We start from the raw sequence: 26,437 nt of genomic DNA on the forward strand, positions 1-26,437 counted from the left end.
GCATGATCCGGTTCCTGCCCCGCCGCCGGCGCGACGACGGCTCCCTGCCCCTCGCCATGATGCTCACTTTGGTGGGTACCTCCCTGAGCACCCTGATGGTCCCGGTCATCATCACGCAGCTGCGCGTCACCGCGGAGACCGTGGAGCGGGCCAAGGCGGTGCACGCCGCGCAGGCCGGCATCGACGTCGTCATCGGCAGCGTCCGCGCGTCGGCCGGCAGCATCGCCAACCTGCTGTGCCTGCCGGCCGCGGACCCGCTGCTGGGCGTGGTCGGCGGCGGGCTGCCCGGCCGCTACCGGGTGTCGGTGCAGTTCCAGGACGCGACGAAGACCGCGATGCCGTGCGCCGCGCGGTCCGCGCACCTGGTGAGCGTGCCGTCCTACGCGGTGATCACGTCGACCGGCACGGTCCAGGGCGACGCCGGCGATCCGTTCGACCCGATCGCGTCGCGCACGCTCACCGCGACCTACGTGTTCCGGTTCACCAACGAGAACGTCGAGGGCGGCCTGGTCCGCTTCCAGGGCGGCACCTACTGCCTGGACGCGGGCTCCGGCTCGCCGGCGGTCGACACCATCCTCACCACCCAGCCGTGCAGCGCGGGCGCGCCCCGGCAGACGTTCGCCTACACCAAGAACCTGACGCTGCAGCTGGTCTCCTCCAAGACGTCGGCGAACCCGCTGGGCATGTGCCTGGACTCCGGCGCGACGCCGGGCTCGGGCACGCTGATCCAGTTCCGGCCGTGCGGGTCGCCGACGGTGCCGTACTACCAGCGCTGGAGCATCGACGACAGCTCGCACTTCCAGAGCACCAAGACCGACGGCACCGGCCTGGGCGGCCTGTGCTTCCACGCGAAGTCCGCGAGCACGGCCGGCGCGTTCGTCGAGCTGATCGCGTGCGGCAGCGCGTCGGGCAACACCGGCATCTTCGCGCCCGAGGCGTCGGTCGGCGCGGGGGCGGCCGGGCCGCCGTACCAGCTGGTCAACTTCAAGCAGTTCGGCCGGTGCGTCGACGTGACGAACTTCAACGTGTCGCTGGGCTACCTCATCGTGTGGCCGTGCAAGCAGGCGCCGAACCCGCTCGACGTGGGCTGGAACCAGCGGTACACGATCCCGGCCACCGGCACCGGGACGGGCAGCGCCCAGGGCCAGATCAAGACCTCCGACGGCAGCAAGACCTACTGCCTGACCACCGCCGAGCCCGGCGCCGCGTCGCACTTCGTGATCGTGAAGGTCTGCCCGGCCACCACCGACGCGTCGACCATGTGGACGGTGTCCTACCAGGAGCCGACCTACGGGGCGAGCTACGTCATCAAGGACCACAACGGCAGCTGTCTGAGCCCGGCGAACCTCGACGACCCGAAGCTGCCGACCACCGACATCTTCTACGGCAGCACCACGGTCAGCAAGCTGGTCGTGGCCTCGTGCGACGGCTCGAAGCTGCAGAAGTGGAACGCACCGGCCAACATCGAGGACCCGTCCCCGCTGAAGAACGTCGGCGAGCGGTGACCTTCCCGTAGGGGCCGCCCCGGTCGCGGATTTCAGGGTCGGGTCGGTGCATCGCCTGGATGGCAGCGCGGCCGGCATCGACGAGGCTGAGCCCATGACCATCACGTGCGAGGCACCCGCGGCGCGGGTCCCACTCGCCCGGCAGGCGCTCGTGGGCCTGGGCGCCGTGACCGGGTACCTCCTGGTTCGCGGCGCGGTCGAGGCGGCCGACACCCGGGCGCTGGACCACGCGCGCGACGTCGCGGGGCTGGAGCGCTCGGCGGGGCTGGGCGGCGCGGTGGCGGCACTGCGCGACGGGGTGAGCGCCCGGCCGGCGGTGGCGTCCGCGTTCGAGTGGCTCTACACCTACGGTCACTGGGTGGCGGCCGGCGCGGTGCTGGTCTGGCTCGCCCGCCGCCACGCCGGGCTCTACTACGTGGCCCGGGACGCGCTGCTGGTGAGCGCCGCGGCCGCGCTGATCGTGCTCCTGGTGTATCCGGTGACGCCGCCGGACGCCGGCAGCGACTTCGCCGCCCTGCCGAGCCTGCGGGCCGGTAGCGACCTGATCATCGCCCTGGCGATCGGCGCCGCGGCCCGCGGCGTCTGGGCACGCCTGGCCGGGACCGGGCTCGCCGCGCTGCTGGCCGCCTCGGTGGTGCTGACCGGGCACCACTACGTGGTCGACGCGCTCGCCGGGGCCGGGCTGGCCGGGGCGGCCTGGCTGTACCTGACGGTCCGCCGCCGCCCGGCCGCGCTGCGCGGGTACGCCGGCTGGGACGGCCTCGACCTGCACTGATTCCCACTGCGAGCCGCATCGCCCCGGCTACCCTGTGCGCATGGGCCGCCTCGACGCCGAGCACGCCGGGTTCCCGGCCGACGTGATCCCGCTGCAGTACCAGTCGGTCCTGCTCGCCGACGAGCGGCGGATGGGGGCCTTCGCCGAGGCGATCGCGAGCGCGGTCCGCCCCGGCATGCACGTGCTCGACCTCGGCGCCGGCACCGGCGTGCTGAGCTTCTTCGCCGCCCGGCAGGGGGCGCGGGTCACCGCGATCGAGCGCGATCCGGGGGTGTTCGCCACCGCGCGGGCGGCGCTGCGCGCGGCGGCCGGCGACGCGGTCACGATCCTGCACGCCGACGCCCGCGACTACCTGCCCGAGGAGCGCGTCGACCTGGTGCTGTGCGAGATGCTGCACGTGGGCCTGCTGCGCGAGCGGCAGGTCGAGGTGATCGGCGCGTTCAAGCGCCGCTACCTGCGCCACGTCGGCGGCCCGCCGCCCCGGTTCCTGCCGGAGGCGTGCGTGCAGGCCGTCCAGCCGGTCGAGCAGGACTTCACCTACTTCGGCTACCCGGTGCCGGCGCCGGTGTTCCAGCTGCCGCAGAGCGTCCAGCCGCGCACCGTCGAGGCCGCCCCGCCGCAGGTGTACCAGCAGTTCTTCTACGCCGACCCGCTGCCGTCGCGGTGCACGGCCGACCTGACGTTCGTGGCCGAGCGCCCCGCCCTGATCAACGCGGTGCGGATCGTCACCAAGAACCTGCTCGCGCTCACCTACGCCCCGCCCGGCAGCGTCGACTGGACGATGAACTACCTCGTCGTGCCGCTGGCCGCGCCGATCGAGGCGCTGACCGGCGACGAGGTGCGCATCCGCTTCGACTACGCCCCGGGCGACGAGATCCCGGCCCTCACCGGCGGGCTGAGCGCCGCCGTCCTCGCCCACGCACACTAACGGCACCGGCCCGGCGCTGGCGGATCCCGCCGCGCTGAGGCTAGTCGCCGGTCAGGGCGGTCAGCTCGTCGACGATCTTCTGGGCGTTCGTGGCGTGCTTGGCGTAGGCGCTGGCGAACGCGCTGCGCTGGACGGCCTGGGCGGCGCCGGTGATGCTCATCTGCTGCCAGCCGCTGACCTTGGTCAGCTTGGTGAAGAACTTCGCCGAGGCGAACGCCGGGTCCATGAGCTGCTCGGGGGTGCCCCAGATGCTGACCCGCTGCTGGAAGATGCCCACCGAGTCGTAGTTCGTGCCGGTGCCCTCGTGCGGCAGCTTCATCGACGCCGCGACCTTCGGGTTGGCCAGGTTGCGCAGCTGGGTCTCCTGCAGGGCGGTCGCGATCGCCACGACCATGGCCCGCTTCGGCAGGTCCATCTGCCGGGCCACCTCGACGACGATGTATGCGTTGTTCGTCTGCGCCTGGTCCAGCCCGGCCACCGGCTTCGGCACCAGCGAGGCGCCGGGCAGGGCGGCCTGGGCGACGCCGCGGGCGGCGTTGGCCCGGGCGTGGGTCTCGTAGAACTTGGCCGAGTCGAAGCTGGTGTCGTCGGCCACCGGAGCCGGCTGGCCAGGGAAAATTGCCCACGACACACCGACACTGATCAATGAGGCGACCAGGCTGACCGCGGCAAGCAGCGCCATTCTGCTGATGTGCAGACGACGTGCGGCAGCGCGCCTGCGCCGGGGGGTGGCGCCACGCACCGCGACAGCTTACGAACGCGGCGCCCCCACCGAAAGATGGGATCCCCCGGGTAAATCCGAGCTTTAAAAAAACCTAAGGAAATGCACGGAGCGTCACCGGCTCGCGTCGCCGGTCAGGCCCCGCCGCTTCAGCAGCGGCTCGATCAGCGGGTCGCGGCCGCGGAAGGCGCGGTAGACCTCCATCGAGTCGGCGCTGCCGCCCTTGGCGAGCAGGCCGTCGCGGAACGCGTCGCCGCTGTCGCGGCGCAGGCCGCCGCGCTCGGTCAGCCAGTCGACGGTGTCGGCGTCGAGGACCTCGCTCCAGATGTACGAGTAGTAGCCGGCGCTGTAGGCGGCGCCGCTGAAGATGTGCGCGAAGTACGGCGTGCGGTAGCGCGGCGGCACGAACGGGGTGGCCACCCCGGCCCGCTCCAGGGCGGCCGCCTCGAAGGCCATCGCGTCCTCGACGGCGTCGGCCTCCGGCGGGGTCAGCGTGTGCCAGGCCAGGTCGAGCAGGGTCGCCGCGAGGTACTCCGTCGTGGCGTACCCCTTGTTGAACCGCTCCGCCGCCTGCAGCCGGTCCACGACCTCCTGCGGCAGGGGTTCGCCGGTGCGGTGGTGCAGCGCGTAGTTGCGCAGCACCTCCGGCCAAAGCATCCAGACCTCGTTGACCTGGGAGGGGTACTCCACGAAGTCCCGGGGAACCCGCGTGCCCGCGAACTTCGGGAAGTACACCTGGGAAAACAACGTGTGCAGCGCGTGACCGAACTCGTGGAAGAGCGTGCGCACCTCGTCGAGGGTGAGCAGCGTCGGCTCGCCGTCGGGCGCCCGGTTGATGTTGAGGTTGTTGACCGCGACCGGCGCGGTGCCGAACAGCCGGGCCTGCGGCACGAGCGCGTTGGCCCAGGCGCCGCCGCGCTTGGAGGGGCGGGTGAAGAAGTCGCCGACGTAGAGCCCGAGCGGCCCGCCGTCGCGGTCGAACACCTCGAACACGCGGGCGTCCGGGTGGTAGGCGCCCAGGTCCGGCCGCTCCTCGAAGCGCACCCCGTAGAGCCCGCCGGCGGCGAAGAACACGCCGTCGCGCAGCACCCGCTCGAGCTCGAAGTACGGGCGCAGGGCGGCCTCGTCGATCGCATACCGCTCGCGGCGGATCCGCTCGGTGTAGTAGGCCCAGTCCCACGGCTGCAGCGTGAACCCGCCGCCGTCGGCGTCGATCACCGCCTGCAGGTCCTCGGCCTCGGCGGCGGCGTTGGCGGTGGCCGCCGGCACCAGCTTGGCCAGCATCTCCTCGACCGCCGGCACCGAGCGGGCGGTGTTGTCGGAGATGTTGTACGCCGCGTGATGCTCGAAGCCCAGCAGCCGCGCCCGCTCGGCGCGCAGCCGCACGATGCGCAGCACGATGCCGGTCGTGTCCCGCTCGTCGCCGCGCGCGCCGCGGGTCACCGACGCGGTGTGCAGGCGCTCGCGCAGCGCCCGGTCGTGCAGCGCGGCCAGCGGCGGCTGGCCGGTGGGCAGGATCAGGTTGAGCGCATACCGCCCCTCGAGCCCGCGGTCGGCGCCGGCCACCGCGGCGGCCGCGATCGCGTCCGCGGAGAGCCCGTCGAGCGCGGCGGCGTCGTCGACGACCACCGCGCTGGCCTTCATCTCGTCGCGGACCAGGTTGCCGAAGTCGGTGGCCAGCGCCGCCAGCTCGGCGTTGATCTCCCGCAGCCGCACGTGCTGCCCGGCCGACAGCTCGGCGCCCGCGCGGACGAACTCGGTGTGGTACCGCTCCAGCAGCCAGGCCGGCTCGGGCTCCAGGCCCAGCTCCTCCCGGCGCTCGTAGAGGCTGCGGATCCGCGCGAACAGCCCGGCGTCGAGCATGATGGCGTCGCTGTGTGCGGACAGCTTCGGCACCACCTCGGCCTCGATCTCCTGCAGCCGCGGCGTGGTGTCGGCGCTGGTCAGCGTGAAGAACACCGCGGAGACGCGCTGCAAAATCCGCCCGGAGCGCTCGAGCGCCACCAGCGTGTTGTCGAACGTGGGCGGCTCGGGGTTGGCGACGATGACCGCGATCTCCTCGCGCTCCTCGGCCATGCCCCGCTCGAAGGCGGGCAAATAGTGCTCGACGTCGATCCGGTCGAAGGGGGGCAGCTGGTAGGGCAGATCGCTCGGCGCGAAGAACGGGTTGTCCGTGGTCACCTACCGACTGTATCGGCCTTCCCCCTCCGGCCACCTCCCCTGCAATCTTTCGGACGAGCGGTATCAGGGATCGCAAAGGGTCTATTCGAGGGGTCCGGTGTACGCGGCGCGGAGGCGGAGCCGGGTCGGCTTGGCGTACTCCTCCATCGCGTGCGCCAGCCATCCCACGGTCCGCGCGACGCCGAACACCGCCTCCCCCGCCCCGCGCGGCATCTGCGCCAGGTGCGTGAGCAGCCCGAGCGCGAAGTCGACGTTGACCGCCGGCAGCCGCCGCCGGCGCGCCTCGTCGAGCAGCGCGTCGGCGACCTTCAGCCGCGGATGGTCCGGCACCGCCCGCCGGATCCGCTCCAGCAGCGCGTCTCCGCGCGCGTCCCCGGAGCGGTAGACGGCGTGCCCGAACCCCGGGACCCGCTCGCCACGGCGCAGCCGCTCGCCCATGACGTACGACGCCAGTCCGGGCGACCGGATCTCGGCGAGCATCGACTCGACCGCGAGCGACGCCCCGCCGTGCAGTGCCCCGCCGGTCACCCCGAGCCCCGCGGTGACCACCGCATACGGATCGGCCCGCACCGAGGCGGCCACCCGCGCCGCGAGCGTCGAGGCGGCCAGCTCGTGGTCGGCGAGCAGCACCATGGCGAAGCGCAGCACGTCGATGAGCCGCTCGTCGGCCCCTTCCCCGGCCAGCTTGCGCCACAGCCGCCCGTGCACGGTGTCGTCGCGCCGCATCACCCCCGGCGCCACGGGCAGGTATCGCGGCGGCGGCGGATCGTCGAACTCGTCCCGCTCCGGCAGCGCGTCCACCATGCCCGCGACGATCCCTTGCCCGACGGTCGCGACGGCCGCGGGCTCGAGGTTGAGCCGCACGGGATCGGCCACGGCCAGCGCGGCGACGATGGCCTGGAGCCGCTCGAGCCGCAGGACGGCCCGCGGCAGCGCCCGCTGGGCGTGCCGGGCCGCGGTGATGGCCTCGTCGTCGCCCAGCCACGGGTCGACGTCGAGGGTGAACGCCGGCGGCTCGAGCCCGAACCAGAGCCAGGTCGCCACCTGCTCCACCTGCCAGCCCCCGGCGAGCTCGATGGCGTCGCGGCCGCGGTAGTAGTGGCGGTCCTCGCCGAGCAGCGTCACCGCGGACTCGATGACCAGCTCGTTGCCGCCCGGCCGCCGGCGGGGCCGCCCTTTGCGGGCCAACTGCTCGACCTCCCGGGCGTCGAACACGCTGCGGCCGTCCTCCGCCTTGCGGCGGGTCAGCACGCCCCGGCTCACGTACGAATACAGCGTTGCCGGCTTGACCCCCAGCCGCCGCGCCGCTTCGTCGGCCCCGATCCAGCCGCTCATCGCTCGTCGCTCCACTTCTTGTCTCTCCGCATTTCCGCTGTGCTCTCCCCCGGGGTCACGTCTGCCGGCGTGGCGTATGAGGTGGCCGGCGCTTGATCGTGGCGGTTGTTGCGAGGCGGCGGTCGGTTCGGTGGCTGGTGGTGGTGGCGCCCGGCCTGCGCGTCAGGCGCCGTACGCGGGGCACGGCCGGCGATCACGTCCCACCCGCCGGACGGTGCACGCCGCAGCGACCGGAAGTCTCCGCGATCATGCGCAACGCGGCATCGACACCAACGGTTTTTCATGATCACGGAGTGTCTATGTACACCCGTGTACCGAAAGTCTCCGGGATCATGGCAAACCCGGTGTGCGGCAACCGCGAGCATCATGATCACGGAGACATACATCCGGTCTCCGCGCGCTGCTCCCACCTCTCCCACCTCCATGTCCTGCTCCCTCCCCTGCACGCCGCCCCCGCGCCCCTCTTCCGAGCGCCGCCGCCCCTTCCGAGCGCCCCCGCCGTCGAGCGCCGCTCCCTCCGCCTCCACGCGCCTCGCGCCGCCCCGCCGCCTCCGCGCGCCGCCCTCCGCGCGCCGCCCTCCGCGCGCCGCCCTCCGCGCGCCGCCCTCCGCGCGCCGCCCTCCGCGCGCCGCCCTCCGCGCGCCGCCGTCGGCGGCGGGTTGGCCTCCGCTTCCGGCTGTGGCGGCGGGCGGCGGGCGGCGAGGTCGAGGTCGAGGTCGAGGCGCGCGAGGGCTGAGCTGCGATGTTGACTGGTCAATGTTGATTTTAGTCAACATTGACACTTCTTTGTCCATGTCGTCAATGTGGATGGCATGTCGACCGTAAGCAAGCCGCGCATCCACTTCCTCGACGTCACCAATCGCGACGGGGTGCAGACGGCCCGGACCGGGCTGTCCAAGTTCGGCAAGACGATGGTGAATTTCTATCTGGGCCGGCTGGGGGTGGCGCAGTCCGAGATCGGGTTCCCGTTCCTGTTCCACGAGGTGCCGTATGTCCGCGCGCAGGTGGCGTTGCAGCGGGCCGGGGCATTCGGGGAGCTGCGGCTGTCGGGGTGGTGCCGCGCGGTCGCGAGCGACGTGGAGCGGTCGGCCCCGCTCGGGCTGCGGCACTACAACCTGTCGATATCGACCTCGGACCAGATGCTGCAGAACAAGTTTCGCGGGCGGCTGGACCGGGCGGCGCTGATCCGGGAGATGGTCGCCGCGGTCCGGGCGGCCAAGGCGGCCGGGGCGCAGACCGTCGGGGTCAACGCGGAGGACGGGTCGCGCACCGACGAGGGGTTCCTGACCGAGTTCGCGCTGGCGGCGCGCGAGGCCGGGGCGGACCGGCTGCGCTACTGCGACACCATCGGCGGCGACACGCCCGGGCGGATCGGGGAGCGGTTCGCCAAGCTGGCCGGTGCGGTGGGCATGCCCGTGGAGACGCACTGCCACAACGACCTCGGCATGGCGGTCGCCAACTCGCTGGCCGGCGCGTTCGGCGACCTGGCGGCCGGGCAGGACGCGTGGATCAACACCTGCGTCAACGGCATCGGCGAGCGGTCCGGCAACGCGGACCTGGTCGCCTGCATCCTGGCGCTGCGCCACGGGTTCGGGGTGCCCGAGGGGGCCGAGATCGGCGACCCGCTCGACCTGGCGTGGGCGCGGCGGTTCGCGGGGTGGGCGGCGTACGCCTTCGGCCAGCCGCTGCCGAACAACCAGCCCGGCGTGGGGCCGAACGCGTTCGCGCACGAGTCGGGCATCCACGCCGACGGGGCGCTGAAGGACCACCGCAACTACGAGCTCTACGACGACGAGCTGCTCGGCCCGTTCCCGGCCGACCGCCACGCCCGGGCCGGGCGGATCGTGCTGACCGGGGAGTACGGCGGGCTGGCCGGCTTCCGGCACGTGATGGACGACCTCGGGGTGGAGGTGAGCGAGGAGGCGCTGACGTTCCAGCTCGTGCAGCTGTGCAACGCGGCGACCGGCCGGCCGCTGACGGACGACGAGCTGCGGCTCATCGCCGCGTACCCGCGCGAGCTGGCGCTGCTCTACCCCGGCTACCTCGACGACCGCCCCTGATCACCGGCAAGCGGCTCGACGCTGCGGCACCGAGGACGGCAAGCGGGAAAGGCGAGGCCGGGTCAGAGCATGGCGTGCTCGACGATCCAGCCGAGCCGCAGCGTCTCCTCGTGCGAGAACTCGAGGGCCACGAGATCGGTGAATCGCCGGGTGACCTGCATCGGCGTGAACCGGTGCACGGCGCAGTCCATCCAGATCGGGATCTGGGAGGCCGGGTTGGCCAGGACGACGTGCCTGCCGCAGCGATGCGTGTTCGCCATGCGGGCCAAGCTATCCGCGCCGCCCGGCCCTACCTACCCGGCCAGCGGGAGCGAAGAGGTCCGCCAATTGAACGATCCACTATGGACAGTACGCCCGAAATCGACACACTCCGTGGCGGGTACGATATCGCCGCCCCTGCGGCTAACGCTAGGCAAAACCGGAAATTTCCGGATTTGACATCGGTCAATCGGCCACCTGCGGGCCAGCCGACTGGACACCGAGCGGGTCGCCGACGATACTCAGCGCAACGAATGGAGTCCAACCCCAATCCGTGATTTCCGCGAAACGCACAGTTCACCGCAGAAACGCCGTTTCGACCTGACAGACCGAGCGGGGCGGGTCATGATTTGCCCGTGACAAGCCAACTGCGCGTGATGTCGATCTATGAGGGGTTCTTCTCCGGCGGCGCCCGGGCCCTGCACACCACCGTTGTGGCCGGACTGCACACCGGAGGCACTCACCAGCACTCCGTGCTGAGCCTCTACAGCGCCATGCGCCGCGAGACCATCCTGCAGCGCATGGAGGAGGACGCCAGTTACCGCTCACTGAGCGCGATCGGCGTCGAGGTACGGTCGCTGGGCCGCCGCATCGGCGGTGGCGCCGCGGCCCGCAAGGCGTTCAGCGCGGCCGAGGTCGCCACCGCGGTCGCGCACGCGCGGCGCGCGGACATCATCCTGTCGCTCAAGGAGCAGCCGCTGCGGCTGGTGAACCAGCCCGGGTTCCCGCGCAAGCCGGTGATCGTCTGCCTGCACCGCTCCGACCCGCAGAACCAGGGCAGCGCCCTGGCCGAGTTCAAGACCGCCGTCGCCGACGGGCGGGTGGCGGCGGCGATCTGCTGCGCCGAGTCGACCCGGTCCGCCTACGAGGCGGCCGGCATCCCGTCGAGCCTGCTCAAGGTCATCCCCAACGGCGTGGACCTGACCCGGTTCCAGCCGGTGCCCGTCCGCCGGCGGGCCGCGCTGCGCCGCTCGCTCGGCGTGCCGGCCAAGGCGTCGGTGGTCACGCTGGCCGCGCGGTACGACCCGATGAAGAACGTCCCGCTTTTTCTCGCCGCCGCGCGCCGCTGGCTGGAGCGGGAGCCGGCCGGCCACGTGCTCATGTGCGGCGCCGGCATGACGACCGCCAACATCGAGCTGTGCGGGCTGCTCAACGACCTGTTCGACGACGAGCCGCGGTATCTCAACCGCCTGCACCTGCTGGGCATCCGCCGCGACATGGAGGCCGTCTACGCCGCCACCGACGTGGTGGCGCTGACCTCGGTCAGCGGCGAGGCGGCGCCGCTGTGCCTGATCGAGGGCGCCATGTGCGGCGCGGTGCCGGTGTCGACCGACGTCGGCGACACCGTGCCGATCGTGGCCGGGCACGGGCTGATCACCGCGCCGGAGCCGGAGGCGATCAGCGCGGCCTGGTCGGAGGCGGTGCGCCGGCGGGCGGAGTTCACCCCGATGCTCCTGGGCAGCCGGGAGCGGTTCAGCCACACCCGGATGATCGCCTCCTACGCCGGCGTGATCGACGGAGCGCACCGCGACCTGGGTCTGCGGGTACCGCAGCGGTTGTGATCGACACCCTTCCGGTCTAACGCTGCGTGCGCCTTCGACTACACAGTGGCGTCGATCGGTAGCGTACCGCGCATGAGCGAACGCGTTGCTGTCATCGGTGCCGGCCCGGCCGGTGCGACGGCCGCGTACTGCCTGGCCAGGGCGGGCGCGGACGTCGACGTCTACGAGGCGTCCGACGGTGTCGGCGGCATGGCCCGCTCGATCGACCTGTGGGGCCAGACCGTCGACATCGGGCCGCAGCGCTTCGAAAGCTCCGACCCGCGGGTCAACGAGCTGTGGCTGGAGGTCATCGGCGGCGACTACGAGATGGTCGCCCGGCGCACCCGCGTGCTCGTCGACGGCCGGCTCTACGACTACCCGCTGCGGGCCGGCAACGCACTGCGCAACCTCGGCGCCCTGGAGGCGGCCCGCTGCCTGGCCGGCTACGCGCGGCAGCGCCTGCGCCCGCGCGCCCGCGACGCCGCCGACAGCCTCGAGTCGTGGCTCGTCTCGCGCTTCGGCGAGCGACTCTACCGGCGCCTTTGGGCGAAGTACCCCGAAAAACTCTGGGGAATCGGACCGGAGGAGCTCGACGCCGGCCTCGCCGGGCGATGCCTGCGCGGCGGCGGCGAGCAGTTCCCCCATCCGCGGCAGGGCACCGGCGAGGTCTACGCCAGGATGTGCGACTTCGTGGAGAAGCAGGGCGGACGGGTACACCTGGACACGCCCGTCGCCCGCCTCGTCCTCGACGGCGCCCGGGTCACCGGCGTGCAGCTCAACACCGCCGAGATCTACGAGTACGACCACGTGGTCTCCTCGATGCCGCTAACCCTGCTCGCCGGCCGCCTGCCGGACGTGCCGCCCGCGGTCGCCGCCGCCAACGCGAAGCTGACCTTCCGCAACACCGTCGTCGTGTACCTGCGCACCACGGCCGAGTCGGTCTTCCCCGACACGTGGATCGACGTGCCCGGCCCCGGCCCGCGCACCGTGCGGATCACGAACTTCGACAACTGGGTGCCGTCGATGCGCCACGGCGAGCGCGAGACGGTGCTCGCCCTGGAGTACCGCTGCAATGGCGACGAGGAGTTCTGGCGCTGGGACGACGCCCGGTGCGTCGCGCTGGCCCGCCGCGAGCTCGCGGCCACGGGCCTGGTCCGGCCCGCGGAGATCATCGACGGCGAGGTGCTCCGGGTCCCCAAGAGCCATCCGGTGTACCGCCGGGGCTACCGCCGGCACCTGCGGCTCGTCGAGGACCACGTGCGGCGCCTCGGCGGGCTGCAGGTGATCGGGCGGTACGGCGCGTTCCGGTACGCCGACCAGGGCCAGAGCATCCTCATGGGCCTGCTCGCGGCGGAGAACGTGCGGCACGGCGCCGGCCACGACCTGTGGGCCCTGGACGGGGCCGCCGCGCACCCGCGTCCGTCGCGCATCACCGCCACCGGCCTGGCCTAACCGGGGAGAGCGCTCTCCATCAGGGGCGGTAATCCGCCCGATTCGTCCGTAATTAGCAGCACCCGGCATGCGCCACGTATTGACGGGAGGGGTCGGCGGGCGCAACATTTGGAGAGCGCTCTCCGAGAGCGTTCCGGCCGGTCCGCCACCGGCGAACGGCACCCGCCCCACACCCCTGGGAGCTGCACTTGAGAACCAGACGGCTCAGAAGAATCGTGATCCCCGTCGGCGTCACCACCGCGGTCGTCGCGTCGATGGTGGTCGGCGCCCTCCAGATCACCTCCGCCAACGCCGCCACCGGCACGCTGCTGTCGCAGAGCCGCCCGGCGCTGGCCTCCTCGAGCGAGCTCGGCGAGACCCCGGCCTCCGCCGCGTTCGACGGCAACACGTCCACCCGCTGGAGCAGCCAGTGGAGCGACCCGCAGTGGCTGCGGGTCGACCTGGGCGCCACCGCCACGGTCAGCCAGGTCGTGCTGCAGTGGGAGGCGGCCTACGCCCGCGCCTTCCAGATCCAGACCTCGCCCGACGGCAACATCTGGACGGACATCTACAGCACCACCACCGCGACCGGCGGCACCCAGACCCTCAACGTCAACGGATCCGGCCGTTACGTGCGCCTGTACGGCACGCAGCGCGGCACCGGCTACGGCTACTCGCTCTACGAGTTCCAGGTCTACGGCACGCTGCAGAGCACGCCGCCGCCCACGGACGGCCCCGGCTACGTGATGGCCAACCCGCCCGTCACCGGCGTGGTGCCCTCGACGGCGACCCCGCCGCCGACCAACCCGCCGACGACCCACCACGAGTTCCAGGCCAACTGCTCGGTCAGCCGCACCAACCTGCCCGACGACCCGATCGTCTTCTTCGGCCTGCCGGGCGCCTCGCACTCGCACACGTTCATGGGCAACACCACCACCAACGCCAACACGACGCTCGCCTCGCTGCAGGCCGGCGGCACCGCGTGCATCACGCCCGGCGACAAGAGCGCCTACTGGATGCCGACGCTGCTCAACGGCGACCAGGCCGTGCAGCCGGTCGGCCGCCAGGTCATCTACTACAAGAGCGGCGTCATCGACTACCGCAGTGTCCGGCCGTTCCCGCCCGGCCTGCGCTACGTCGTCGGCAGCCCGTCGTCGACCCAGGCCGAGTTCCAGAACCACCCGGGCCACGTCGAGGGCTTCGAATGCGGCGACCTCACCAACCAGTGGGACATCCCGGCCAACTGCGTGGCCGGCAGCCAGCTCAACGTGCGCTTCCAGGCCCCGAGCTGCTGGGACGGCCTGCACCTGGACACGCCGGACCACAAGAGCCACATGGCCTACCCGGTCGTCGGCGTCTGCCCGTCCGACCACCCGGTCGCGGTGCCGATGATCGAGTTCAAGATGGCGTGGCCGGTCAGCGGCAACATGGCCAACGTCCACTTCTCCAGCGGGCGCGGCTACTCGTTCCACTACGACGTCTACAACGCCTGGGACGTCCCGACGCTGAAGGCCCTGTCGGACCACTGCATCAACGGCGGCCTGCAGTGCGACCCGCGCGGCTTCGACCAGTACAAGCCGGACCGCGGCGCCGCCCTCAACGAGAACTACGTCCTGCCCTAACCACCTCAGCCACCCTCGAGTTCCCACACGGCAGGCCCGCCCGGTCACCCCGGGCGGGCCTGTCCGCGTCCGGGCCGCTCAAGGCCCGCAGTCGAGCTCGCTGAGCGACATCGAGATCATCCGGCGGTGCTCCTGCAGCGTCGGTAGCGTGTCCTTGGCGAAGCGCACCAGGTCGGCGTTGCTGCCGTGCGCCGCCTGGTCCTGGAACACCCCGATGGTGGCGACGTGGTCGAGGTACTCGGTCGGCACGTAGGAGCAGTCGAACTCCTTGCCGTTCAGCCGCGACCAGGCCTTCAGGATGTTCTGCTGCTGCGAGTCCGGCAGGTCCGGCACGCTCGCGCCGTTCTGCCGGGCCAGCGCCGCGAGCCGGGTGTTCGCCTTGGTGTGGTCGGACACCATCCGCTGCCCGAACGCCTTCACGTCGGCCGTGCCGCCCCGGGCCTGGGCCAGCTCGCCGCCGGCGACCTCGAAGTTTCCGCCGTATCCGGCCGCCGCCACGAACGCGGAGTCCTGCGCCGACAGTGCCGCCGGCGCCGCCGAGGCGGGCACCGCCCCGACCGCTACCCCGCTGAGCGCCACGACCGCAAGCATCGGCAATCGCATGACAACCTCCCTTCGCTCCCCCTTGATCTCCACCCGTGCCGCCGGCTAACTCCCCCTCGGGTTGCAAACCGGGTCCCTCGCCGGCTGGCAATGGTGTCCGCCGGGTGGCGACGTGCTACAGGTGCTCAGGGCCGGATGGAGCGACCGGGGAGTACCAAAACATGATCAACACCACCTCTGCAGGCCAGACGTATCCGCACATGGCGGTGGACATGGCCGCGGTGGAGCACAACATCGCGGTGATGGCCGCCTGGTGCGCGGAACGCGGGGTCGGACTCGCCCCGCACGTCAAGACGACGATGTCCGAGCCGATCGTGCGGCGCCAGGTGGCGGCGGGAGCGGCGTGGCTCACGGTCGCCACCGTCGGACAGGCGGGCGTCGTGTTGTCGTGGGGGTACCGCCGGGTGCTCATCGCCAACGAGGTGGTGGAACCGGCGGCGCTGGAGCGGCTCCGGGGCTGGATCGACGGCGAGGAGGCCGCCGAGATCGTCTGCCTGGTCGACTCCGCCGAGGGCGTGGAGCGGGCGCGGCGCGCCTTCGCGGCCTCCGCGCGCGGGCTGGGGGTGATGGTCGACGTCGGCACCGCGGGCGGGCGGACCGGCGTCCGCGACCCGCGCGACGCGCGCCGCCTGGCCGAACTCGTGCACGCCAGCACCGGGCTGCGGCTCGTGGGCGTGGCCGGCTACGAGGGCGTCGTGGCCGCCGCGCGCGACGACGCCACCCTGCGGGCGGTCGACGAGCACTGCCGCCGGACGGCCGGCGTCTTCGCGGACCTGGCCGAGCTGTACGAGACCGACGCGCCGGTCTTCTCGATGGGCGGCTCGGTGTTCCCCGACCGGGTGGTGGCGGCCCGGCCGGAGCGCGGCACCGTGCTGCTGCGCTCGGGCTGCTACGTCACCCACGACCACGGCATGTACGCCCGGGTGAGCCCGATCCCCGGGCTGGTGCCGGCGATCACGATCCGGGCCGTGGTGCTGTCCGCGCCCGAGCCGGGCATGGTGGTGCTGGGGGCCGGCAAGCGCGAGCTGCCGCACGACGCGGGGCTGCCGGTGCTGCTTTCGGCCCCCGGCGCGGAGGTGACGGCGTTGTTCGACCACCACGCGGTCGTGACCGGGGCGCAAGGGCTGCGGGTGGGCGACGTGGCCGAGCTCGGCATCTCGCACCCGTGCTCCGCGTTCGCCCGGTGGGACGACGAGTACGTCATCACCCGCGGCGGCTCTCGCTTCTCTTGACAAGACCGGCCGCGCGGGCGTCGTGGCGTCCGCGCGGCCGGTTGCCGGGTCAGCCCGTGTAGCCGGCGAAGATCTTCGAGAACTCGTACGGCGACTGCGCGATGTTGGTGCACATGTACAGCGCGCCGGTGCAGGCGTTGCGGTCGCGGGTCTCCTCCCAGAACGCGAGCATGCCCAGGTGGTTGGTCTGCGCGAAGGAGACCAGCTGGCGGGCGTCGTTCTGGTCGTAGGTACCGCCGTCGTCGTTCTTGCCGAGCATCGGGGTCACGCCGAGCATGCGCCACACCTGGGCGTCGGTCTTGCTCGGGTACAGGCCCTTGAGCTGGGTGAACGTCGACTGCGCGGCCTGCACCGCGAAGTTGCCGTAGTCGCCGCTGGAACGCTGGTAGTCCATCGCCATGATGTTGACCAGGTCCAGGTTGACGCCGGCGTCGCGGGCCGAGCGGACCACGTTGAGCCCGTCGCTGGTCAGGCCCTCGGGCAGGACCGGCAGGGTGAGCGAGATCTTCACGCTCGGGCGGGCGGACTGCAGCAGGGCCAGGGCCTGCGAGCGGCGGGCGATCGTGGTCGGCTCGGCGACCGCGGCGCCCTCGATGTCCAGGTCGATGTACTTGAGGCTGTACGCGTCGACGACCGCCTGGTACTCGGCCTCGACCGCGGCCGGGGTGGAGCAGGCCTGGGCCAGCTCGATGCCGCTCGCGCCGCCGAAGGAAATCTTCACGTCGCCGCCGCGGGCGCGGATGGCGTCGATCTGGTCCTTGGCCCACGCGGCGCGCGGGTCGTACGCGTTGAACCAGGACGCCTTGCAGCCCGCGCTGTTGACGAAGGCGAGCGTGAAGTTCTTGAGGTTGCCCGCGGTGGCCATGTCGGTCAGCGTCGGGGTGGGCCAGGCGCCCATGTCGACGTACGGCGCGACGGCGAGCGCCGTGCCCCCGCCCCCACCGCCGCCGGCCTGGGTGGTCGCGCTGACCTGGTTGCTGGCCCCGGAGGCGTTGCCGGCCGCGTCGCGCGCCTTCACCGTGAACGTGTAGCTCGTCGATGCCGACAGGCCGGATACGGTACCGCTCGTGCCGGTCACCGAGGCCGCCAGCGTCCCCGCCCGGTAGATGTCGTAGCCGGTGACCCCGACGTTGTCGGTGGACGCGCCCCAGGCGAGGCTGACGCTGCTCGACGTCGTGCCGGTCACCCGCAGGTTCGTCGGCGCGGTGGGCGCCTGGGTGTCGGCCACGCCGGCGCAGGAGCCGCCGTTGAGCTTGCAGTTGGCCGGCTTGCCGGACCCGGTCACGATGAACCCGAAGCTCGCCGATCCCCCGGGCGCGACGGTGCCGTTGTAGTCCCGGTTGGTGGCGGTGACATGGTTGCCGCTCTGGCCGGCCAGGGTGTCCCAGTAGCTGCCGAGCGTGGAGCCCGACGGCAGGTCGAACTCGACCTTCCACGAGGTGACGGTGGCGGCCGTACCATTCGTGATCGTGTACTTGGCCTGGTAGCCGCTGCCCCAGTCCGAGTCGTAGGTGAGCGTGGCGGTGAGCGAACCGGCGGCCTGCGCCGGCGTGGTGATCGCCGCGATGCCGCCGGCGGTCGCCAGCACCACCGCCGCGGCCAGGACGAGCCGTAGTCGGGATCTCATCACTGCCTCCTGCTGAAAGACAGGGTCTATTGAGGCACAACGATAAAGAAAGTTAACTGAAAGTCAATCCTCGGCTTTGGTACCGCCCGGAGCCGCCCCTTGCGCAGGGCAGCGCGCCGCACGGGTTTGTTCGTGCCGCCCACCGACGCCTTCTCTCGGCCCTCTTGGGGGTATTTCCGGATATATCCAGCCACTTCGTGGCCGGATATATCCGACATTTCGTATATGCCCGCTTGTGCAAGCCGGTCGCGTCGCGTGCCGCCGCCACGGACTGATCGGCCCAGCACATCGGGCCGCCCCGGGCGGCCCACGCACGGCAGCACGGCAGCACGGCAGCACGGCGGTGCGGCAGCACAGCGGTGCGGCAGCACAGCGGTGCGGCAGCACAGCGGTGCGGCGGTGCGGCGGTGCGGCGGTGCGGCGGTGCGGCGGTGCGGCGGTGCGGCGGTGCGGCGGTGCGGCCCAACGCGAGACAGCCCCTGAGCGGTGCGGGCGTTGCGGATATCTCGCCCCTTGGGCGAAATATCCGATCGGTGCCGCCGGGGCGGACGTTTGTCTCCGTGATCATGATGCCCGCCGTGGCGATACCCGGGTTTGCCATGATCCAGGAGACTTTCGGTACACGGGTGTACATGGACACTCCGTGATCATGAAAAACCGTTGGTGTCGAAGGCGGGCGCGGCATGATCCCGGAGACTTCTGGCCGCTGCGCGTCGGGCACCACCGCACGGGCAGGCGCGGACGCGGAGCAACGCGGACGCCGGCACAGGGCGGCCACGCGAAGCGGCACGGGCGCGGGCGCGGCACGGGCGCGGGCGCGGCACGGGCGCGGGCGCGGCACGGGCGCGGGCGCGGCACGGGCGCGGGCGCGGCACGGGCGCGGGCGCGGCACGGGCGCGGGCGCGGCACGGGCGCGGGCGCGGCACGGGCGCGGGCGCGGCACGGGCGCGGGCGCGGCACGGGCGCGGGCGCGGCACGGGCGCGGGCGCGGAACGGGGTGGGCTGGGGCGGGCGCGGAGCGGCGGGCGGTGGGGCATGATGTGCCGATGGGGCGGCACGACTACCGGCGGATGGCGACCTCGCGCGTCGTCGCCGACCCGTCGGGGCCGACGCCGGCGCCCTGGTGGGTGTGGTTGTTGCCGCCGGCCGGGTTCGGGCTCTGGGTATGGTCGCCGCTCGCCGGGCTGCTGGTGGCCGTCGGGTTGGCGGTGGCGGTCGAGGGCTTCCGGCGGTACCGAAGCCGCAATGGCATCAGGCTCGTGGGGGCTCGGGCGCGGGAGTGGGACGACGCGGCGGTGCTGCTGGGTGAGATCCGGCGGTGCTGGCCCTCGCTGGGCGCGATGGCGGAGCCGGCCGACATTCGGCCGACGTTGGCGCGGACCGGGTACCAGTTGGCGAAGCTCATCGCGGCGCGGGCGCGGCTTTCCCTGCAGGCGCGGCAACTGCAAGCGGTGCGGGCGGAACTGGTGGGCGGGCGGCTGCGAGACGAGGTCGACGAGCGGTACGACGCGGTGGCCGACCGGCTGCGTGAGCTCGACGCGGTGTTCGCGGCGCGGGTCGTGGCGCTCGGGCGGCTGGCCGCGTCGCTGCGGACGCACGAGCGGGCCGAGCGGGTGCGGGAGCTACTGGTGAGCGGGCTCGAGCCGGTGCCCGAGGCCGGGCCGGACCCGCTCGCGGAGGTTGCGGGGCGCACGGCCGTCCGCCTGGAGGCCTATCGCGAACTGTCCGAGTTGCGACCGCTACGGTCCGAAACGTGATCGAACGGGCGACGCCGACCCAACTACGATGAAGGACATGTCACCGGCTTTCGGGCTCGGGATCGACTTCGGTACCTCGAACACGGTGGCGCTGATGCGCTGGCCCGACGGGCGGGTCAGGCCACTGCTGTTCGATGCCAACCCGTTGCTCCCGTCCGCCGTCTTCGCTCCGACCAAACCCGGTCCGGCCGCGGCCGCGACCCCCTCCGGCGGCTCCGCTGCGCCGGGTTCCGGGGTTGACGACCTGGTTGTGGGCGGGGACGCGCTGCATCACGCGCGGTTCGATCCGGCGGGGCTGGAGCCCAACCCGAAGCAGCACATCGACGACCAGGGCATCCTGCTGGGCGCGCGCGAGGTGGCCGTCACCGACCTCATCGCGGCGGTGCTGCGGCACGTCTTCGCCGAGGCGCGGCGGGTCGCCGGGTCCGACGACTTCTCGGTGGCGCTGGCGCATCCGGCCGGCTGGGGTACGGCGCGGCGGGCCGTGCTGGCCGAGGCCGCGCGCCGGGCCGGGCTGGGCGAGGCGCTGCTGGTGCCGGAGCCGGTCGCGGCCGCGCACGCCTTCACCGCCGTGCTCGGCCAGCAGGTGCCGACCGGCAAGGCCCTCGTGGTGTACGACCTCGGCGCCGGCACGTTCGACGCGAGCGTCATCCTGCGCCGCCCGGCCGGGTTCGAGGCGGTGGCCGTCGACGGGCTCACCGACGTGGGCGGGCTCGACATCGACGCGACGATCGTGCAGTGGCTCGCCGAGCGGTATTCGCCCGGCAACCCCGAGCTGTGGGCCCGCCTCGCCGACGCGCAGGACGCCGAGTCCCTGCGCCACCGGCGGATGCTGTGGCACGACTCCCGCGTGGCGAAAGAGATGCTGTCACGGGCCCCCGCAGTGGTACTGCAAATGCCCGCTCCCCTCGACGTCGACGCCCAGCTGACCCGCGACGAGTTCGAGGCGGCGGCGAAGCCCCTGCTGGAGCGGACGGTCTTCACCACGGCCGCGCTCATCCGCCAGGCGGGCGTCGCCCCCGACGACGTGGCCGGGGTGCTCCTGGTCGGTGGCGGCAGCCGCATCCCGCTCGTGGCGACCATGCTGCACCGGGCCCTGGGGGTCGCGCCCACCATCACCGAGCAGCCCGAGGTCGTCGTGGCCGAGGGCTGCCTGCTGTCGCTGACCGCGGCGCCGGCCGCCGACCCGGCCGCGGGCCAGCCCGGCGGGCCGCTGTGGCCGGCCGCGGCCGCCGCCGCGGCTCCCTACGCCTCGATGGCCACGGCGCCCTCCACCGCCGATGCCCCACCGGCCACTCCGGCCACTCCGCTCGCGGCGGCCACTGCGGCAACGACGGCCGCTGCCACGGCGGGGCCGGCCCCCGTTGACGCCGCCGCGGCCGGGCTCGTTGGCGCCGCCGGCGCAGGGGTGGGCGCTGCCGGTGCGGGGGCCGGTGCCGTCGGCGCCTTCGGGGCGGAGCCCGCCGCCTTTGCCTCGGGACCACCAGCGGACGCCGCGCCCGTGAGCGCACAGCCGTTCGCACCGCCGTACAGCGCCCCGCCGTCGAGCGCTCCACCGTTCACTGCTCCGCCGTCGAGCGCGCCGCCATACGGTGCGGCGCCTTCGAGCGCGCCACCGTTCACTGCCCCGCCGTCGAGCGCGCCGCCATACGGTGCGGCGCCGTCGGGGGCGCAGCCGTTCGCCGCGCCGGGCGCGGGAGCGGCGCCGGGCTCGGGGGCGGCGCCGGGCTCGGGGGCGGCGTATGGGGCGGCGGCCGGTGGGGCCGGCCCGGTGTTCGGGCAGGCCGGGGTTCCGGTTTCGGCGCCGCCGGTCTCCGGGCCACCCAGGGGCGGGCAGGGGACGGTGTACCAGACGGGGCACTACCCGCAGGTGACGCCGCCGCCGGCGGGGCCGCGCTATGTGCCGCCGCCGATGGCCATGCCCGGGGCACCGGTGTCGCCGGGGCAGGCGAGCCGGGTCATTCCGGTCTACGACGAGCGGGTTCAGCCGGCGGTACGCCCGCACAGCCCGGCGGCGCCCGCGGCTTCGGTGGCCACGAAGCGGCGGGGGCGGGGCAACCTGCTCAACGCGCTGCTGGTCGTGGTGGCGCTGCTGGCCCTGGCCGGCGCCGGCACCACGATCTACCTGGTCCAGCTCAACAACGGCAAGCCGGCCGCGTCCAGCCAGTCGCCATCGGCGGACGCGTCGACGGCGACCGACGGGACGAGCGCCGACGCGGGCGGCCAGGCCGGGCAGGGCGACGTCGGGGCGGGCGGGGACACGGCGACCACCACCCCCGACCACACGGCGACGGCAACCGCGACCGCGAACCGCACCGAGACGGTGACGATGCCGAACCTCATCGGGCTGCAACTGGAGTACGCCAAGGAGGAGCTCAAGGAGCACGGCTTCACCGGCACCGTGAACACCAAGTACCGCCCGGCGGACGACGCCGACGACGTGGGCCACGTGCTCGCGCAGGATCCCAAGGCGCAGAAGCAGGTGGCGAAGAACGGCACGGTCACACTCACGGTCGGTTCGGAGCCGAAGCCCTCGGCCAGCGCCTCGGCGAGCTGCCCGCCCTCGACCTGCCCGAGACCGACGTCCACCTGACCGCTTGCGGCACCGCGCCCACACCGGCCCGCCCGTCCAGCGCTACGCCCCGCCCGCCCGTCCAGCGCCCCGCCCGCCCGTCCAGCGCCCCGCCCGCCCGTCCAGCGCCGCGCCCGTCCAGGGCGGGGCCGCGCCCGTCCACGCCAGCGCCGCACCCGTCCAGCGCGGGGCCGCGCCTGCGTCCGGGGCAGGCGGCGCCCGCCCAAGCCGGGCCGCGCCGCGCCCGTCCAAACCAGCGCCGCACTGTCCAGCCGGCACCCCTCCCGTCCAGCAGGCCGCGCCCGCCCGGCGGGCTCGTGCAGCGGGCCGCGCATCGAGCGCTGCTGCCGGTGGGATCTGCTGCGCTGCTACCGATCGCGGCGAGCGCTAACCCGACGCCCGCTGCGACCAGAAGTCTCCGCGATCATGCCGGACCCGCCACCGACACCATCGGATTTTCGTGATCACGGAGTGAACATGTACCCCCGTGTACCAAATGTCTCCGCGATCATGGCAAACCCGTGGTGCGACCGCGGCAACGTGCATGATCACGGAGACTTACTGCCGATCGATTGGCCGACATATGAGGATTTAAAAGGATATGTCGGCTGTCGGGGTATAAATCCGAAAAGTCGTGGCGCGGAGCGCCCGACTTTTCGGGTCGCTCTTGGCGACGCGGGGGGTGTGCGGGCCCGAGTCACGAAGTTGTTGGGTTTGACAAGGGTGGTGAGACTGGGGCCGCACTGTCCACTGCGGACACCCCCTCAGGAGCGGCTGATGTCGAACACCAACACGTACCTCGACCAGGTGGTCAGGCAGCAGGAGCGGCTCGAGGCCGACCTGCGGTCCAAGCGCAGCGCGGCGCCCGCGCCGGCGGCGGGAGCGCCGCCGCAGCCGCAGCGGCCCGGTGGGGGTGGGGCGGTGCAGCCGACGCCCAACGCGGTGGAGGTTCGGGTCACCGGGTTCGGGCGGTGGAAGACCGTGTTGGTGCCGCCGAACGCGTTCGTCGTGCACACCCGGCGCGGGCGGCCGGAGCCGCTGCACGTCGGGCTCGGGGTGTCGTTCCGGTACAACCCGGCGACCGACTCGTACCTGGTCGTGCCGGGGGCGATGCAGACGATCCTGATCAACGCGTACTGCATCTGCCGGGAGCTGCAGGGCGTGCTCGTGCAGGCCTACGTGCAGTGGATCATTCAGGACTTCGCCACGGCGTACCGGCGGCTGGACTTCGGTGACGCCGAGGACCCGATGCGGCTGGTGAACCTGCAGCTGAAGGAGCAGGCCGAGGCCGCGATCAAGGACAAGGTGTCCACGATGGGCGTCGCCGACGTGCTCAGCGACAAGCAGCCGATCATCGAGGAGCTGACCGCCCGGCTGCGCGGGGTCGCGGAGGGGTCGGGCGGGGCCGACGAGGGGCTTGGGCTGCGGATCGTCACCGTGCAGATCAAGGAGGCGGTGGTCAGCTCGTCGCGGCTGTGGGAGAACCTGCAGAAGCCGTACCGCTCGGAGCAGGGGCGCATCGCGCGGCTGGCCGAGTTGGCCGCGGAGCAGGCGATCGCCGAGCGGGAGTTGACCGCCGGGCGGCAGCGCGAGACGCAGCGCATCGAGAGCGAGCGGGAGCTGGCCGACCTGCGGGCGCACAACGCGGCGCTGGAGTTCGACCGGGAGACGGCCGAGGCGCTGCGCCGCTCGCAGCGCGAGCAGGAGGACGCCCGGGCCCTCGCGGACCTGCAGGACGCCACGAACCGGCACGCGCTCGCCCTGGAGCGGGAGCGGGCCGCCGAGGAGGCGGAGATCGGGCGGCTGCGCATCGAGCGGGAGACGGAGCTGGCCCGGCTCACCGCCGACGCCGAGCTGGCCCTGGCCACGGCGCGCGCCCGGGCCGGGCACGAGCAGGCGCTGCTGGACCTGGAGCGGGCCCGGCTGCGCGCCGAGATCGACAACGGGCAGTCCGCGGAGAGCCTGCAGGGGCGGCTGATCGAGCGGCTACCGGCGATCGTGGAGCGGCTGCCCAAGCCGGCCGAGCTGCGGGCGGTGACGATCGGCGGCACCGACGGCTCCAGCGTCGCCGGGCTCATCGCCGAGCTGACCGCGGTCGTCGACGCGATCAGGCGGCGCGGGTAACCCGCCAGGCACGAAACGGCGCCCGGCCGGGAGGGCCGGGCGCCGTCGCGGTGCGGTGGATCAGCTCGCCGGGTAGCTCGTCACGTAGCTCGGCACACCGATGGCGTCGTTGTTGACCGGCGCCCCGGTGTCGTTGACCACGTGGTCGATCGTGCCGGCGCTGAGGTTGACCGTCAGCACGTCGTGGAGCTTGACGCCCGGACGGTTCGGGACCTCGAAGCCGTGCGCGGCGTGGATGGTCGGGTCGACGTTGGTGAAAATGTAGCTGCCGCCGCCCCACAGTTCGTGGGTGCGCACCCGGTCGGAGACCTTGTACGCGGCCCAGCCCAGCACGCCGTTGTGCTGCCACGCCGCCTGGTTCGGCGGGTCGTAGGGCAGCTCGTTCTGGAAGAAGATCGTCTTGCCGCGCTCGCCGTTCCAGATGACGTTGTACTGCTGGTAGTGCTCGACGAACAGGCCCGTGGCCGTGACGTCGTCGCCGTTGATGATGACGCCGTTGCGGCCGGTGTTGACCGTCCAGCCGACCGAGCCGTCCACGCCGTGGTCGGCGCGCCAGGCCCAGATGTCGTCCAGGATCACGTCGTCGGCGTTGACCTCGAGGCTCACGTCGGCCTTGCCCACGTGCGGGCCGCCGACGCGGAAGAACACGTCGTGCAGCACGGTCGGGTCGTTCGGGTCGCCCAGGTTGAGCGCCCCGCCGAGCTCGGTGCCGACCTGCATCAGCGCCGGCGAGTTGACGGTGCCGGCGTCGATCATGATGCCGGACACCGAGATGCCCTTGCTGTCGGCGATCCACATCGGCACGGCGCCGTGGACGGCGGTCAGCGTCGCGATGCCCATGCCGAGCACCACGGTGTCGGGCCGCCAGACCAGGATCGAGCGGTCGACGTTGTACACCCCGGGCGTGAAGATCAGGTGCTTGCCCAGGGCGAGCTGGACGTTGATCGCGGTGATCGAGTCGGACGGCTTGGCCAGGTAGAAGTCGGACAGCGGGATGGACTTGCCGCTGGCCGGACCGTTGGCCCAGGTGGCGCCCGACGCGTTCTTGCGCAGCGCGGGCACGAAGACCTTCCACTTGCCCTGGCCATCGACGTAGATAAACGGCCGCTCCTTGCTCACCGGGGTGGTGGCGAGGGTGGTGTACGGCGGGTTCGGGAACTGCTGCGCCGGAGCGCCGGCGGTGCCGCTGAACACCTGGTTCCACACCGCGTTGGACCAGGTCCCGATGTTGCTGTCGCGGACCAGGTACTGCTGCTGCGAGCCGTTGGTGATCGTGCCGGTCACCGAGTCGGCCATGAAGCCACCGCTGGCGTACTGCGGGCCGGCGGTGCAGTAGTCCATGAAGGTCATGTTGCCGTTGACCTTCACCCGCCGCAGCGGCGCGGCCTGCGACGCCGCCCAGAACTCACCGGAGGCGCGGCAGCCGGACTCGCCGGCCACGTTGATGGTGAGGTTGGACAGCGAGCGCCAGAAGTTGACCAGCGCGGTGCAGTTGTCCGCGGCGAGGCAGCGGTTGTAGACGTCGACGTGGCCGTTGATGACCACGTCGGTGGGGTTCAGCCCGAGGCCGGCGACCTCGGTGTAGTACCCGACCTGGAAGATCAGCGGGTGGTCGGGCGTGCCGTAGGTGCCCGGCTTGAACAGCAGCGTGTAGCGCCCGGTGCCCATCTCGCTGTCGACCTGCTGCGCGTAGACGGCGTCGGTGACCGCCTTGATCTGCTCGACCGACATCGACGGGTCGAAGATCTTGACGTTCGGGCCGAAGTCGGGCTGGCTGCTCGGCCGGCCGGCCGGTGCGGCCGCCGCGACGCCCGGGGTGGCGACGGCGGCGGCCGTCATGAGGGCGGCCGCCCCGAGGGCGAACCACCGGCCGAGGCGGCGGCGGGGCGCCTTGCCGGAGGGGACTAATGCCATGAAATGCGACCTACTTTCCCTACAGTGGCGCGCCCCGGCCTGGTCCTCGGCCCAGGGGGTGGCCATCGCGAGGCGGGGGTGACGCGCCACGAACCGTGAGAGAGCGCTTTCACGGGTGGACGTTACCTGCTCCATCACGACTGGTCCACTTGTACAAATCGCCCGCGCCGGGCCCGCAACCGCTCTCCGGCGGCGGATCGTCGCACCCCCGCGGGTACCGCGCCCGCCGGTCCCCGGGAGAATGGCGGGCA

General features: G+C 72.6%; 18 protein-coding genes. 11 read left to right on the forward strand and 7 right to left on the reverse strand.

Annotated elements, in window-relative coordinates; all coding sequences use genetic code 11:
• Positions 1-2 precede the first annotated feature (2 nt).
• The 3 genes from ACQPXD_RS46580 to ACQPXD_RS46590 are packed head-to-tail and all read left to right on the forward strand — an operon-like array spanning position 3 to position 3,208.
• Positions 3-1,505 carry an RICIN domain-containing protein gene (locus ACQPXD_RS46580; RefSeq protein WP_432829943.1) on the forward strand — a complete coding sequence of 501 codons (1,503 nt, stop codon included), beginning with the start codon at positions 3-5 and terminating at the stop codon, positions 1,503-1,505.
• A 46-nt stretch (positions 1,506-1,551) separates the two neighbouring features.
• Positions 1,552-2,280 (forward strand): phosphatase PAP2 family protein, encoded by a 729-nt coding sequence (locus ACQPXD_RS46585; protein ID WP_432829945.1) that lies wholly within the window; start codon positions 1,552-1,554, stop codon positions 2,278-2,280.
• Positions 2,281-2,320: 40 nt separating this feature from the next.
• Positions 2,321-3,208, forward strand: a complete 888-nt coding sequence (locus ACQPXD_RS46590; RefSeq protein ID WP_432829947.1) for a methyltransferase domain-containing protein — start codon at positions 2,321-2,323, stop codon at positions 3,206-3,208.
• 40 nt (positions 3,209-3,248) lie between these two features.
• Here the strand turns inward: ACQPXD_RS46590 and ACQPXD_RS46595 are convergent, their stop codons facing one another.
• The 3 genes from ACQPXD_RS46595 to ACQPXD_RS46605 form a co-directional block, all read right to left on the reverse strand.
• Positions 3,249-3,803 (reverse strand): hypothetical protein, encoded by a 555-nt coding sequence (locus ACQPXD_RS46595; protein WP_432829949.1) that lies wholly within the window; start codon positions 3,801-3,803, stop codon positions 3,249-3,251.
• 240 nt (positions 3,804-4,043) lie between these two features.
• Entirely contained in the window at positions 4,044-6,110 is a 2,067-nt protein-coding gene (locus ACQPXD_RS46600; RefSeq protein WP_432829951.1) for a M3 family metallopeptidase, read from the reverse strand.
• 81 nt (positions 6,111-6,191) lie between these two features.
• Positions 6,192-7,445, reverse strand: a complete 1,254-nt coding sequence (locus ACQPXD_RS46605; RefSeq protein ID WP_432829953.1) for a citrate/2-methylcitrate synthase — start codon at positions 7,443-7,445, stop codon at positions 6,192-6,194.
• A gap of 812 nt (positions 7,446-8,257) precedes the next feature.
• On the opposite strand from ACQPXD_RS46605, the gene ACQPXD_RS46610 reads away from it, so the two are divergent.
• Positions 8,258-9,505: a LeuA family protein gene (locus tag ACQPXD_RS46610; RefSeq protein ID WP_432829955.1), complete on the forward strand. Its 1,248-nt coding sequence runs from the start codon at positions 8,258-8,260 to the stop codon at positions 9,503-9,505.
• 62 nt (positions 9,506-9,567) lie between these two features.
• Here the strand turns inward: ACQPXD_RS46610 and ACQPXD_RS46615 are convergent, their stop codons facing one another.
• The gene (locus ACQPXD_RS46615) at positions 9,568-9,765 is read right to left on the reverse strand and encodes a hypothetical protein (protein ID WP_432829957.1); all 198 of its coding nucleotides are present in this window, start codon (positions 9,763-9,765) and stop codon (positions 9,568-9,570) included.
• A gap of 354 nt (positions 9,766-10,119) precedes the next feature.
• On the opposite strand from ACQPXD_RS46615, the gene ACQPXD_RS46620 reads away from it, so the two are divergent.
• From ACQPXD_RS46620 to ACQPXD_RS46630, 3 genes are all read left to right on the forward strand, one after another.
• Positions 10,120-11,325: a glycosyltransferase gene (locus ACQPXD_RS46620; protein WP_432829959.1), complete on the forward strand. Its 1,206-nt coding sequence runs from the start codon at positions 10,120-10,122 to the stop codon at positions 11,323-11,325.
• Between the two features lie 72 nt (positions 11,326-11,397).
• On the forward strand, positions 11,398-12,756 hold the full coding sequence (locus ACQPXD_RS46625) for an FAD-dependent oxidoreductase (protein ID WP_432829961.1): 1,359 nt from the start codon (positions 11,398-11,400) through the stop codon (positions 12,754-12,756).
• Positions 12,757-13,010: 254 nt separating this feature from the next.
• Positions 13,011-14,357: a DUF1996 domain-containing protein gene (locus ACQPXD_RS46630; RefSeq protein ID WP_432844210.1), complete on the forward strand. Its 1,347-nt coding sequence runs from the start codon at positions 13,011-13,013 to the stop codon at positions 14,355-14,357.
• Between the two features lie 78 nt (positions 14,358-14,435).
• Here the strand turns inward: ACQPXD_RS46630 and ACQPXD_RS46635 are convergent, their stop codons facing one another.
• A complete protein-coding gene (locus ACQPXD_RS46635) occupies positions 14,436-14,960 on the reverse strand; it encodes a DUF4142 domain-containing protein (RefSeq protein WP_432829963.1) in 525 nt (174 codons plus the stop codon).
• Positions 14,961-15,121: 161 nt separating this feature from the next.
• Here ACQPXD_RS46635 and ACQPXD_RS46640 point away from each other — a divergent pair, with 161 nt between their 5' ends.
• Entirely contained in the window at positions 15,122-16,192 is a 1,071-nt protein-coding gene (locus ACQPXD_RS46640) for an alanine racemase (protein WP_432829965.1), read from the forward strand.
• A 49-nt stretch (positions 16,193-16,241) separates the two neighbouring features.
• On the opposite strand, the gene ACQPXD_RS46645 is transcribed toward ACQPXD_RS46640, so the two are convergent.
• A complete protein-coding gene (locus ACQPXD_RS46645) occupies positions 16,242-17,819 on the reverse strand; it encodes a cellulose binding domain-containing protein (RefSeq protein ID WP_432829967.1) in 1,578 nt (525 codons plus the stop codon).
• Positions 17,820-18,865: 1,046 nt separating this feature from the next.
• Here ACQPXD_RS46645 and ACQPXD_RS46650 point away from each other — a divergent pair.
• From ACQPXD_RS46650 to ACQPXD_RS46660, 3 genes are all read left to right on the forward strand, one after another.
• A complete protein-coding gene (locus ACQPXD_RS46650; protein ID WP_432829969.1) occupies positions 18,866-19,576 on the forward strand; it encodes a hypothetical protein in 711 nt (236 codons plus the stop codon).
• Between the two features lie 37 nt (positions 19,577-19,613).
• Complete coding sequence (locus ACQPXD_RS46655) at positions 19,614-22,169, forward strand: Hsp70 family protein (protein WP_432829971.1); 2,556 nt, start codon at positions 19,614-19,616, stop codon at positions 22,167-22,169.
• Between the two features lie 756 nt (positions 22,170-22,925).
• Complete coding sequence (locus tag ACQPXD_RS46660; RefSeq protein WP_432829973.1) at positions 22,926-24,272, forward strand: SPFH domain-containing protein; 1,347 nt, start codon at positions 22,926-22,928, stop codon at positions 24,270-24,272.
• A gap of 60 nt (positions 24,273-24,332) precedes the next feature.
• Here ACQPXD_RS46660 and ACQPXD_RS46665 read toward each other — a convergent pair whose 3' ends face one another.
• The gene (locus tag ACQPXD_RS46665) at positions 24,333-26,186 is read right to left on the reverse strand and encodes an adenylyl cyclase (protein WP_432829975.1); all 1,854 of its coding nucleotides are present in this window, start codon (positions 26,184-26,186) and stop codon (positions 24,333-24,335) included.
• Positions 26,187-26,437: the final 251 nt, after the last annotated feature.

It is taken from the genome of Dactylosporangium sp. CA-092794, from assembly GCF_050948465.1.
Lineage (GTDB): Bacteria > Actinomycetota > Actinomycetes > Mycobacteriales > Micromonosporaceae > Dactylosporangium.

Bases quoted from the DNA above. Each gene is read 5' to 3' on its own strand.
- ACQPXD_RS46580 (WP_432829943.1), top strand. From the start codon at position 3: ATGATCCGGTTCCTGCCCCGCCGCCGGCGCGACGACGGCTCCCTGCCC.
- ACQPXD_RS46590 (WP_432829947.1), top strand. From the start codon at position 2,321: ATGGGCCGCCTCGACGCCGAGCACGCCGGGTTCCCGGCCGACGTGATC.
- ACQPXD_RS46605 (WP_432829953.1), bottom strand. From the start codon at position 7,445: ATGAGCGGCTGGATCGGGGCCGACGAAGCGGCGCGGCGGCTGGGGGTC.
- ACQPXD_RS46610 (WP_432829955.1), top strand. From the start codon at position 8,258: ATGTCGACCGTAAGCAAGCCGCGCATCCACTTCCTCGACGTCACCAAT.
- ACQPXD_RS46615 (WP_432829957.1), bottom strand. From the start codon at position 9,765: ATGGCGAACACGCATCGCTGCGGCAGGCACGTCGTCCTGGCCAACCCG.
- ACQPXD_RS46625 (WP_432829961.1), top strand. From the start codon at position 11,398: ATGAGCGAACGCGTTGCTGTCATCGGTGCCGGCCCGGCCGGTGCGACG.
- ACQPXD_RS46630 (WP_432844210.1), top strand. From the start codon at position 13,011: ATGGTGGTCGGCGCCCTCCAGATCACCTCCGCCAACGCCGCCACCGGC.
- ACQPXD_RS46635 (WP_432829963.1), bottom strand. From the start codon at position 14,960: ATGCGATTGCCGATGCTTGCGGTCGTGGCGCTCAGCGGGGTAGCGGTC.
- ACQPXD_RS46640 (WP_432829965.1), top strand. From the start codon at position 15,122: ATGATCAACACCACCTCTGCAGGCCAGACGTATCCGCACATGGCGGTG.
- ACQPXD_RS46645 (WP_432829967.1), bottom strand. From the start codon at position 17,819: ATGAGATCCCGACTACGGCTCGTCCTGGCCGCGGCGGTGGTGCTGGCG.
- ACQPXD_RS46650 (WP_432829969.1), top strand. From the start codon at position 18,866: ATGGGGCGGCACGACTACCGGCGGATGGCGACCTCGCGCGTCGTCGCC.
- ACQPXD_RS46655 (WP_432829971.1), top strand. From the start codon at position 19,614: ATGTCACCGGCTTTCGGGCTCGGGATCGACTTCGGTACCTCGAACACG.
- ACQPXD_RS46660 (WP_432829973.1), top strand. From the start codon at position 22,926: ATGTCGAACACCAACACGTACCTCGACCAGGTGGTCAGGCAGCAGGAG.
- ACQPXD_RS46665 (WP_432829975.1), bottom strand. From the start codon at position 26,186: ATGGCATTAGTCCCCTCCGGCAAGGCGCCCCGCCGCCGCCTCGGCCGG.